At 42.5% G+C, this 10,772-nt stretch carries 11 protein-coding genes; 8 read left to right on the forward strand and 3 right to left on the reverse strand.

Annotated elements, in window-relative coordinates:
• Nucleotides 1-4 precede the first annotated feature (4 nt).
• The 3 genes from F0361_RS14170 to F0361_RS14180 form a co-directional block, all read right to left on the reverse strand.
• Complete coding sequence (locus tag F0361_RS14170; protein ID WP_154919499.1) at nucleotides 5-1,867, reverse strand: DNA topoisomerase IV subunit B; 1,863 nt, start codon at nucleotides 1,865-1,867, stop codon at nucleotides 5-7.
• Nucleotides 1,868-2,164: 297 nt separating this feature from the next.
• Nucleotides 2,165-3,259: a redox-regulated ATPase YchF gene (gene ychF / locus F0361_RS14175; protein WP_154919500.1), complete on the reverse strand. Its 1,095-nt coding sequence runs from the start codon at nucleotides 3,257-3,259 to the stop codon at nucleotides 2,165-2,167.
• A gap of 260 nt (nucleotides 3,260-3,519) precedes the next feature.
• The gene (locus F0361_RS14180) at nucleotides 3,520-3,873 is read right to left on the reverse strand and encodes a 4Fe-4S dicluster domain-containing protein (RefSeq protein WP_154919502.1); all 354 of its coding nucleotides are present in this window, start codon (nucleotides 3,871-3,873) and stop codon (nucleotides 3,520-3,522) included.
• Between the two features lie 128 nt (nucleotides 3,874-4,001).
• Between F0361_RS14180 and F0361_RS14185 the strand changes: the two genes are divergently transcribed.
• From F0361_RS14185 to F0361_RS14220, 8 genes are all read left to right on the forward strand, one after another.
• Entirely contained in the window at nucleotides 4,002-5,075 is a 1,074-nt protein-coding gene (locus F0361_RS14185) for an acyl-CoA reductase (RefSeq protein WP_154919504.1), read from the forward strand.
• Between the two features lie 61 nt (nucleotides 5,076-5,136).
• A complete protein-coding gene (serC, locus tag F0361_RS14190) occupies nucleotides 5,137-6,201 on the forward strand; it encodes a 3-phosphoserine/phosphohydroxythreonine transaminase (protein WP_154919506.1) in 1,065 nt (354 codons plus the stop codon).
• Nucleotides 6,202-6,388: 187 nt separating this feature from the next.
• Nucleotides 6,389-7,339, forward strand: a complete 951-nt coding sequence (locus F0361_RS14195; protein WP_154919508.1) for a D-2-hydroxyacid dehydrogenase — start codon at nucleotides 6,389-6,391, stop codon at nucleotides 7,337-7,339.
• A 66-nt stretch (nucleotides 7,340-7,405) separates the two neighbouring features.
• The gene (locus F0361_RS14200; RefSeq protein ID WP_154919510.1) at nucleotides 7,406-8,038 is read left to right on the forward strand and encodes a DUF937 domain-containing protein; all 633 of its coding nucleotides are present in this window, start codon (nucleotides 7,406-7,408) and stop codon (nucleotides 8,036-8,038) included.
• A 67-nt stretch (nucleotides 8,039-8,105) separates the two neighbouring features.
• Nucleotides 8,106-8,573: a DUF6146 family protein gene (locus tag F0361_RS14205; protein ID WP_170258007.1), complete on the forward strand. Its 468-nt coding sequence runs from the start codon at nucleotides 8,106-8,108 to the stop codon at nucleotides 8,571-8,573.
• Between the two features lie 30 nt (nucleotides 8,574-8,603).
• Complete coding sequence (locus F0361_RS14210; RefSeq protein ID WP_154919512.1) at nucleotides 8,604-8,924, forward strand: DUF6787 family protein; 321 nt, start codon at nucleotides 8,604-8,606, stop codon at nucleotides 8,922-8,924.
• Nucleotides 8,925-8,970: 46 nt separating this feature from the next.
• Nucleotides 8,971-9,273, forward strand: a complete 303-nt coding sequence (locus F0361_RS14215; protein WP_154919514.1) for a hypothetical protein — start codon at nucleotides 8,971-8,973, stop codon at nucleotides 9,271-9,273.
• Nucleotides 9,274-9,335: 62 nt separating this feature from the next.
• A partial coding sequence (locus tag F0361_RS14220) for a TonB-dependent receptor (RefSeq protein ID WP_154919516.1) occupies nucleotides 9,336-10,772 on the forward strand: 1,437 nt, incomplete at its 3' end.

The raw sequence follows: 10,772 nt of genomic DNA on the forward strand, positions 1-10,772 counted from the left end.
TAATTTATTTTTGATTTTCCTCCACAAGGTCAATCTCCACTTTTAAGTTTTCTATGATGAATTCCTGTCTATCCGGCGTATTTTTGCCCATGTAAAAATTCAGCAATTCCTCTATGGACATGGCCTTGTCCAACATTACCGGTTCCAACCGTATGTCGTCCCCAATAAAATGTTGGAATTCATCTGGGGAAATTTCGCCCAAACCCTTGAACCGCGTTATTTCAGGTTTGCCGGAAAGTTTTTGAATGGCCAATTGACGCTCCTCGTCACTATAGCAATATATGGTCTCTTTCTTGTTCCGAACCCTGAACAATGGGGTTTGGAGAATGTACAGATGATTTTCCTTGATCAATTCGGGAAAAAACTGCAGGAAAAAAGTGATGAGCAATAACCTGATGTGCATCCCGTCCACATCGGCATCCGTAGCGATTACAATATTGTTATACCGAAGGTCCTCCATGGATTCCTCGATATTCAGTGCAGCTTGAAGCAAGTTGAACTCCTCGTTCTCATAAACGATTTTTTTGGACATGCCGTAGGAATTCAATGGCTTGCCACGAAGACTGAAAACGGCTTGGGTATTTACGTCCCGGGATTTTGTTATAGAACCGGAAGCCGAATCCCCCTCCGTAATAAATAGGGTGCTTTCCAACCTTCGCTCATTTTTCATGTCCCCCAGATGCACCCTGCAATCCCGTAATTTTTTATTGTGTAGGCTGGCTTTTTTGGCTCGGTCCCTGGCCAATTTTCGAATTCCGGAAAGTTCCTTCCGTTCCTTCTCCGCCATAATAATCTTACGCTGGAGTTTATCAGCGGTCTCGGGATTTTTGTGTAGATAATTATCCAACTGCGTACCTAAAAAGTCGTTTATATAGGTTCTAACCGTTGGAAAATCGCCCCCCATTTCCGTGGAGCCCAATTTCGTTTTGGTCTGACTTTCAAAGACGGGTTCCATCACCTTGATGGAGATGGCCGAAATAATCGATTTGCGCACATCCGAAGCATCATAGTTCTTCCCATAGAAATCACGAATCGTCTTTACGATGGCTTCCCTAAAAGCCGCTTGGTGGGTACCTCCTTGGGTGGTGTGCTGTCCGTTGACAAAGGAATGGTATTCCTCGCTATACTGGGTCTTGCTATGTGTAATCGCGACCTCTATATCGTCCCCTTTCAAATGGATAACGGGGTACAACATGTCATCCATATTGTTATTGTCCTCCAACAGGTCCTTTAGCCCGTTTTCCGAATGGAATTTCTCCCCATTAAAAACGATGGTCAACCCTGGATTTAGGTATACATAGTTTTTGAGCATGCGCTCCACATACTCGTTTCGGTACTTGTAATTTTTGAAAATACTTTCGTCCGGAACGAAAGTAACCTTGGTTCCCTTTCTTTTTGAAGTATCCTCAGGGCCTTCCTCCTTATCCAAATTCCCAAAACTGAACTGTGCGGTCTTTACCTGATTGTCCCTTGAGGACTGGACCTCAAAAAAACTGGAAAGGGCATTCACAGCCTTTGTACCGACACCGTTCAAACCTACGGATTTCTTGAATGCCCGACTGTCATACTTACCGCCGGTGTTCATTTTGGAAACAACGTCCACCACCTTTCCCAAAGGTATGCCCCTACCGTAATCCCTCACTTTCACGGTTTTGTCCTTAATAGTAATCTCAATGGTCTTTCCGGCGCCCATAACGAACTCATCAATACAGTTATCGATAACTTCCTTGAGCAGAATATAGATTCCGTCGTCTGCCGAAGAGCCGTCCCCCAATTTTCCGATGTACATCCCAGGCCGCAATCGGATGTGTTCTTTCCAGTCGAGCGAGCGTATGTTATCTTCGGTATACTGCGATTCTTGGGACATTTAACTAAAATTTATGAAAGCGTGGCTAAAGATAGCATGACTCGCATAAAGATAAAACCCCTTAGCAGTAAAGTAATTAACAATAGATGGCCCCGTATTGTTGATATAGTAGCTACCTGTCCTCCAAAGGGAAAATTATAAAGCCCATGATTTTCAACATGCCCACAATCCAATTTTTTATCCTGAAATGTGATGTATTGGTGTAAATTGAAGTATTCATATTGAGTAGAACAGCCAATGAAACCAATTTAAAGCAAGTTTTATAAAAAGGGATTCCCGGTTTTGGAGTTAGGTGGCCTATACGTTGAATCTAAAGTGCATTACATCGCCATCCTTAACGATATATTCCTTGCCTTCCACACGCATTTTACCTGCTTCCTTCACCTTGGCCTCACTGCCGAATTTTACATAATCGTCAAAGGCGATTACTTCGGCGCGGATGAAACCTTTTTCAAAGTCGGTATGAATGACTCCGGCTGCTTGGGGAGCCGTCGCTCCTACTGGAATAGTCCAAGCACGCACCTCCTTTACACCGGCGGTAAAGTAGGTTTCAAGATTTAGGAGTCGGTATGCACCCCGTATCAATTTTGCAGATCCCGGCTCTTTCAAACCTAGGTCTTCCAGGAACATTTGCCGTTCTTCGTACGTCTCTAACTCGGTTATATCGGCCTCTGTACCTACGGCCAAAAAAATCACTTCGGCATTTTCGTTGGCAACTGCCTCCTTTACCTTTTCTACGTAGGCATTTCCTGTAGATGCCGACTCCTCATCCACATTGCACACATACATTACGGGCTTGTCTGTTATGAACTGTAGTGGTTTCACGAATTCCGTCCTATCTTCTTTGGATATTTCGATGGCCCTAACTGAAACCCCGGATTCCAGGCCATTTTTAATCGCCATTAAAACCGCCTCTTCCTTTTGTGCTTCCTTATTTCCTGTTTTGGCCGCTCTTTTTACCTTGTCCAATTTTTTGTCCACCGTCTCCAAATCCTTTAATTGAAGTTCCATGTCAATGGTTTCCTTATCCCGGATCGGATTTACACTTCCATCAACATGGACGATGTTGTCGTTATCAAAACATCTTAATACGTGTAGGATAGCATCGGTCTCACGGATATTTCCCAAAAACTGGTTTCCCAAACCTTCACCCTTGCTGGCTCCTTTTACCAAACCGGCAATGTCCACAATCTCCACGGTCGCAGGCACCACACGTTCCGGTTTTACCAACTCCTCCAGTTTTTCCAACCGTGTGTCAGGGACGTTTACCACACCAATATTGGGCTCTATGGTACAAAACGGAAAATTGGCACTTTGTGCCTTCGCATTGGACAAACAATTAAATAGGGTCGATTTTCCCACATTGGGCAATCCTACGATTCCTGCTTTCATTATTTTAAAAGTTAGATACTAGATACTAAATATTAGATGATAGACTTTTATTTCGGGGCGCAAAGATAGCTTTTACGCTGTTATTATTCCTATGAAACCCACATAGAGGGATTTGTTATGGTAAGTAAAATACCTTCACAAAAGGAAATGCTTAAAAATCAAGCTATTAACCTAAATTTTAAACGCATGAAATAAAAAAACCCGAACGAGGTTCGGGAAAAGTCTATTTTCTACTTTTTGGAAGCAAAGCGGTCCATTCGCTAACCTTCCGGATGCATGAAAGCCTGTTTCGCCAACAGGATCTCCTCTGATTCCACGTGGTCCTCATCGGGCACACAACAATCCACAGGACATACGGCCGCGCATTGCGGCTCTTCATGAAAGCCCATACATTCCGTACACTTATCGGGTGCAATGTAATAGACTTCATCGCTAATAGGTTCTTGGGCATCCTCTGCGTTCACGGCCTTACCATTGGGCAAAACCACGTCTCCCTTCAATGACGTGCCATCTCCATAGCGCCACTCATCGGCTCCTTCATAAATTGCCGTATTGGGGCATTCCGGTTCGCAGGCCCCACAGTTTATACATTCGTCTGTTATAATAATAGCCATAATTCAATTTTTATTTAATTTCGATTCAAAATTAAAACCACCTTTGGGTACTTCTGCCCCACACTTTTTCAATTGAGAATCTTACTTTTGCACAAAAGTAAACCCTAGTAAACTTGTATACAAATATAATGGCAGAACAACCAGAAAGCATAAAAGCTTTTGTTAAACTCGGAGAATTTTTGGGTGATTTTTGCCGATTTACCAAAGGGAACAATGAAATTAAAGGAGACCAGGTAACTTGGTTCCACAAACTGGAGGCCGTGGTAGATAGAGCTACCAGTCATAACGGCTGGTTCACTGAGGCGAACATCTTATTCGCCTTTGAACAGTGGTCCAACGCGTTGCAAGCCGATAACTTACAAAAATGGCTAGATCGGTATGATATTCAAAATTCGAGTCCCTTAACAGTTGCCATCATTATGGCCGGAAACATTCCCTTGGTAGGGTTCCATGATTTTTTATCCGTGCTGGTAACCGGAAACCGCGCCTTGGTAAAGTTATCCAGCAACGATAGGCTTTTGATACCCTTTTTGGCAGAATATCTGGTATCGGTTGCGCCCTTACTTTCAGACCGTATTTCATTTTCAGATGAAATCCTGACCGATTATGATGTGGTCATCGCTACGGGAAGCAACAATACCGCCCGCTATTTTGAGTACTATTTCGGTAAGAAGCCAAATATTATCCGAAGAAACAGAAATTCGGTTGCAATAATCCAGGGCGACGAAACACCCGAAACACTTTCGCTATTAGGTGAGGATATTTTCCTGTATTATGGCTTAGGATGTAGAAGCGTATCCAAAATCTTTGTCCCCCATGGGTTCGATTTTGACCGGCTCTACAAAGCCATTTATCCCATTAATCCTATTATACACGAGAATAAATACGCCAACAACTATGATTACAACAAGGCCGTGTACCTTATGAGCGAATTCAAGTTTTTGGACAACGGTTTCCTACTATTGAAGGAAGATGACGGCTATGCCTCTCCCATTGCGACTCTTTTTTACGAATATTATGAAACTTGGGAGTCTCTAGAAACTACCTTGACGAGGGATGCCGATAAAATCCAGTGCATCGTTTCTTCCAAACCCCGTCCAGGCCATATCGCCTTTGGAGAATCCCAAAAACCCGCACTCTGGGATTATGCGGATGGAGTGGATACTGTTGAATTCCTGTTAAAAACATCCCTCAAGAATTAAATCCATCTTTATCTTAAATCAATAGAAATTTCTGACCTTTATCCCCTTAATCAATTGAAAAATGCAAAAACATAATTTTAGTGCCGGTCCCTGTGTCCTTCCTAGGGAAGTACTCCTTAAAGCCTCTGAGGCCGTTATGGATTTTAACGGATCTGGCCTGTCCTTAATAGAAATTTCTCACCGAAGTAAGGATTTTGTGGCCGTAATGGAACGTGCCCGTTCCCTTGTGTTGGAATTATTAAATCTAGAGGGAAAGGGGTATCAGGCCCTATTTTTACAAGGGGGTGCCAGTATGGAGTTTTTAATGGTGGCCTACAATCTTTTGGAAACGAAGGCGGGCTATTTAAATACTGGAACTTGGAGCGATAAGGCCATCAAGGAGGCCAAACTTTTTGGGGAGGTAGTGGAAGTCGGGTCTTCTAAGGACGAAAATTTCAACTACATACCAAAGGGATATGCGGTTCCTTCTGGTTTGGATTATTTACACCTTACATCCAACAATACCATTTTTGGAACACAGTTTAAAAAATTTCCTACGACCGATGCTCCGTTGGTCTGCGATATGAGTTCCGATATTTTCTCACGGGTGCTGGATTTTTCTAAATTCGATTTGATATATGCCGGCGCACAAAAGAATATGGGCCCTGCCGGTACCACATTGGTCGTTATCAAAGAGGAAATATTGGGCAAGGTGTCTCGGAAAATTCCATCCATGCTGAACTATCAATTACATATCGATAAGGAAAGCATGTACAACACCCCACCCGTTTTTGCCGTCTACACGTCCATGCTCACCTTGGAATGGCTAAAGAATATGGGAGGCATCGCCGCCATTGAGGAAATCAACGAGAAAAAGGCCCAGTTACTGTATTCGGAAATCGATTTGAATCCCGTTTTCGAGGGGTATGCCAACAAAAATGACCGTTCCAATATGAACGCCACCTTTAATTTGGCGGAAGAAGGTCTTAAGGATACGTTTGACGCCATGCTGAAAGAAGCCGGAATCAACGGTTTGAACGGGCATCGCTCGGTTGGTGGATATAGGGCCAGTATGTACAATGCCCTTTCCTTGGAAAGTGTTGGAGTCCTGGTGGACGTAATGAGCGAAATGGAACGGAAAGCATAACAAAATGAAACCCTCATCGAGGGAGTTGTTATGGTAAGTAAAATACTTATTCCAGATTGAATATTTAATAATCAGGCTATTGACCACATAATTAACGTATGAAATGAGCCATAACAAGTCTTGATACCCACCTTGATGGTTATTGGTGAATTGCATCTGACCTTTTAATAATATTAAATATAAACAGATGAAAATATTGGCGAACGACGGAATATCCCAGAAGGGCATTTCGCTTCTTGAGAAGAATGGATTTGACGTAATTACTACCAATGTGGCCCAAGAACAACTGGGCCATTTTATAAATAAAAACGAGGTAATGGGACTTTTAGTACGAAGTGCCACAAAGGTCAACAAAGATCTGATCGATGCATGTCCCAACCTAAAGCTCGTTGGCCGTGGTGGCGTAGGCATGGACAACATCGATGTGGAATATGCCCACAAAAAAGGTATCCAGGTAATCAATACGCCCTCGGCATCCTCATTGTCGGTAGCGGAGCTGGTATTTGCCCATTTGTACGGAGGTGTCCGGTTTTTATATGATGCCAATAGAAACATGCCTTTGGAAGGCGATAGCAAGTTCAAGCAACTAAAAAAATCCTACGGAAACGGAAAGGAACTTGCCGGTAAGACTTTGGGTATCATTGGATTTGGAAGGATTGGACAGGCCGTTGCAAAATTGGCCCTTGGTGCCGGAATGAAAGTGGTCTTCTTTGACCCATTGTTGGATGATGTTTCCCTAACATTGTCCTTTTTTGACGGACAATCCGTCACTTTCCATCTAAAAAAAACGGATAAGGAAGAATTGTTAAGGATATCGGACTTCATAACGGTCCATGTTCCCGCACAGAAAAACTATGTTTTGGGCAAGAACGAATTCGACCTGATGAAAGATGGCGTTGGAATTATCAATGCAGCCAGAGGAGGTGTAATTGATGAAGTCGCACTTGTGGACGCCTTGGAGAGTGATAAGGTTTCCTTTGCCGGGATGGATGTGTACGAATCGGAACCACGACCCGAAATCAGGATATTGATGCATCCTAAAATATCCTTGACACCACACATTGGAGGTGCCACTAACGAAGCACAGGACAGGATTGGGATTGAGTTGGCGGAGCAGATAATTTCACATTTTAAATAGTGCTTTATTGCGACTTTTTTGAACTCTTTTTGTACATTACCGGCAGAACATTAAATTAACTATAAAATGGCAGGATTATTAGATTTATTGAATAGCCCAATTGGCAAACAGGTTATTAGTGGTGTTGCAGGACAGACCAATCAACCAGAAAGTAAAACGGCGGATGTGTTGAGCATGGCCATGCCCCTAATTTTGGGCGCTATGAAAAAAAATGTAAAATCTCCAAGTGGCGCGGAAGGTTTGATGAGCGCTTTGAACAGCAAGCACGATGGAAGTATTTTGGACAATTTGGGAGGATTGTTCCAAGGTGGGGTAGATGATTCCGTAATGAACGATGGAGCTGGGATTTTAGGCCATGTTTTTGGTGGTAAGCAGCCGCAGGTAGAAAATGCCCTAAGCCAGAAATCCGGATTGGACGCAGGAACGGTAAGTCAAATCCTTAAGATAGCTGCACCTATCGTTATGGGCTATTTGGGTAGGGAAACCTCTCAAAACCGTGTTAACGATTCAAATAGTATGAACGCCCTTTTGGGAAGTATGCTGGGCGGACAACCTCAACAAAACCAAAGTTTAATTACCACATTGTTGGATGCCGATGGTGACGGAAGCATTTTGGATGACGTTGCAGGAATGGTTATGGGCAGCAATAAAAAGAAAGGTGGACTGGGAGGTCTCTTGGGAGGTCTTTTTGGCAAATAAGCTATTTTTAACCTTATTTAACGAAGCCGTTTGATTGTTCAAACGGCTTTTTTGTATCTTAATGATTATGAAAAGGAAAATACTGAATGCATTGTTAAAAATCATGGGCGTTCTCTCGCTCGGCCTTTTACTGGCGCACTGTGGAGGCTCCAAGGAGGCACTTTCCATTTCCGAGCAAGAAAGGCAGGCGTTCGAGTCAACCGAGGGGGACACGGTGAGAATTGCCAATGAAGAAACGGAATATGAAATTATTATCATTGACCCCGGTTTCTACACATGGCTAAAATCCATAGCAAGACCGGAAGGATATTATTCCCAGTCCTTTTTGGAAAACAGGAATATTTTAATGGTCATGGAATGGAATCGAAGGGTGCTGCAACCTGCGCAATTCAATCCAAATCTGTACGAATTGCAGATCAACTATGAAAATAATATTGATTACGGCTATGAGGTCAATTATAAACTCTATAATTACTTTATTTACTTTCAACGCAAATACAATCAAAGACTAGGGCCTTTTTTACCTAGGATTTAGGGTTTATCTTTGCCCTGCAAAACAACAAAAATGCAGAAGCTAAAGGAGCGTTGGGGCGTACACACTAATTTTCAACTCATAATAATATTTATCGTTTTCGCGATTACCGGTTCGTCATCGGTGTATGTGGCAAAACCATTTTTGGATGTAATTGGACTAGAGCAAGACAATTTTCCGGATACTTGGTGGAGTCCAATTGTCTATTGGACGTTACGTATACTTCTCATATTCCCCTTTTATCAAGTACTTTTGGTGGCCTACGGGTGGTTGTTTGGACAGTTCAAGTTCTTTTGGACCTTTGAAAAAAAGATGTTAAAAAGAATGGGATTGGGTTTTTTGTTTAAGGGTTAAGTTTTATTTAACAATTATTAGGGTAGCATTTGCTAGTTTTGCTGCCATGGGAAGTAGGATATTTACACATATAGCGGCTTTTGTCTTGTTCGCCTTGATGCTATTTAAGGTGTCTTCCTTTCATATTTATACCCATCAGGATGGTTCCGATACTATTGAGAACTGTGAAACCTGTTACTTTTCCTTTCAAAATCAGCAAGTAGCGTTTAGCACTGTTTCGGTGCTAATTCTGACGGCACTGGTGCTGACTCATATCGACCGAAAAATTACAGCAGAGACCACTACACTTTTGCTGTCCCCTATATTACCTTATACACTTTTTGGGAGACCTCCCCCAAGTTTGCGCTAATTTCCGTCCTTTCAAATCGGTGTACTATAGATACCGATATTATTTAGCGTAAACATCATTTAATGAGGTATTATTTAATACTACTTTTTGTATTTACGGGCTTTAGGGTAAGTGCCCAGGATTGTAATTCCATTTTGGTTGGAGAGGTCTACGATTTTCATGACAATCGCCCTTTGGACGGGGCTAGCGTTTCCATAACCGGCAAGGATAGGACTACCCTTTCCAAGGAAGATGGAAAGTTCAGTTTTAGGAACCTATGCGATGGTGTCCTGGAATTGGAGATTTCACATCCGTCATGTACAACGAAGTTTGTGATCATAACAATCAAGGGAGATACGTTTGAGAAGGTTTTTTTGGAACATCATTTGGAGGAACTGGAAGAGGTTAAGGTAGTTGGTAATATTCCTAAAAATACGAATTCCGGTCAGGAAGATCGTTTGTCCCAAAAGGATATCGAACGTAGTAGCGGTGGTAGCTTGGGAGACGCATTGAAGAGGATTACCGGCGTATCTACCCTAAACACTGGCGGTAACATTGTAAAACCTGTAATTCAAGGGTTGAACGGCAGTAGGGTCTTGATACTCAACAACAACGTGCGCATGCAGGACATGGAGTGGGGAGATGAACACGCTCCCAACGTGGATATCAATGCAAACCAGGAAATAAGCGTTATTAAAGGTGCGGCAGCACTTGAATACGGAGGAGATGCCGTTGGGGGTGTTATTGTTTTAAACCCCTCACCCATTGTTAGAAGGGATTCCCTTCTTGGAAAAACCCAAATGAACCTTTTCTCCAATGGTCGTGGAGGTAATATAACCAGCTCACTTACCAGATCCTATGAATCAGGACTTTACATAACTGGACAAGGATCTTTTAAGCGTTTAGGTGATTTGGAAGCATCAGATTATGTTTTATCCAATACAGGTATACGTGAAATGGGAATTTCCTTAAATGTAGGAAAACGAGACTTTATTCAAGGTTGGGAAGCTTATTACTCTTATTTCGATACTGAAATAGGAATCCTAAGAGCTTCTCACATTGGCAACGTAGATGATTTGATTCAATCCATAAACAGTGAACAGCCCAACGTCATCAATGATTTTACCTATACCATATCAAGACCCAACCAAGAGGTTTCACACCATCTTGGCAAACTAAATTACTATCGCAGAATGGAAGGATTTGGTAAATGGACGCTACAGTATGATTTTCAGAAAAACCGAAGGTTTGAATATGATATTCGGGTTGGAGATGATGCCGATAAAGCATCTTTGGATTTACAATTAACGACGCATTCCCTATTAACGGATATCAAATTTGATGCGAAGCGAGGTTTGGACATTAAGGTAGGCCTTATGGGAAGGTATCAGAACAACTTTGCCAATCCAGACACGGGCGTTAGAAGACTTATTCCTGATTACGACAAGTATGATTTAGGTGCCTATAGCGTGGCCGAATATAGCTTGAATGAGTCTTGGACAGTAGATGCAGGTTTGCGT

The organism is Maribacter flavus (genome assembly GCF_008386635.1).
Classification (GTDB): domain Bacteria; phylum Bacteroidota; class Bacteroidia; order Flavobacteriales; family Flavobacteriaceae; genus Maribacter; species Maribacter flavus.

Bases quoted from the DNA above. Each gene is read 5' to 3' on its own strand.
- F0361_RS14205 (WP_170258007.1), top strand. From the start codon at position 8,106: ATGAAAAGGAAAATACTGAATGCATTGTTAAAAATCATGGGCGTTCTC.
- F0361_RS14170 (WP_154919499.1), bottom strand. From the start codon at position 1,867: ATGTCCCAAGAATCGCAGTATACCGAAGATAACATACGCTCGCTCGAC.
- serC (WP_154919506.1), top strand. From the start codon at position 5,137: ATGCAAAAACATAATTTTAGTGCCGGTCCCTGTGTCCTTCCTAGGGAA.
- F0361_RS14200 (WP_154919510.1), top strand. From the start codon at position 7,406: ATGGCAGGATTATTAGATTTATTGAATAGCCCAATTGGCAAACAGGTT.
- F0361_RS14185 (WP_154919504.1), top strand. From the start codon at position 4,002: ATGGCAGAACAACCAGAAAGCATAAAAGCTTTTGTTAAACTCGGAGAA.
- F0361_RS14180 (WP_154919502.1), bottom strand. From the start codon at position 3,873: ATGGCTATTATTATAACAGACGAATGTATAAACTGTGGGGCCTGCGAA.
- F0361_RS14195 (WP_154919508.1), top strand. From the start codon at position 6,389: ATGAAAATATTGGCGAACGACGGAATATCCCAGAAGGGCATTTCGCTT.
- F0361_RS14210 (WP_154919512.1), top strand. From the start codon at position 8,604: ATGCAGAAGCTAAAGGAGCGTTGGGGCGTACACACTAATTTTCAACTC.
- ychF (WP_154919500.1), bottom strand. From the start codon at position 3,259: ATGAAAGCAGGAATCGTAGGATTGCCCAATGTGGGAAAATCGACCCTA.
- F0361_RS14215 (WP_154919514.1), top strand. From the start codon at position 8,971: ATGGGAAGTAGGATATTTACACATATAGCGGCTTTTGTCTTGTTCGCC.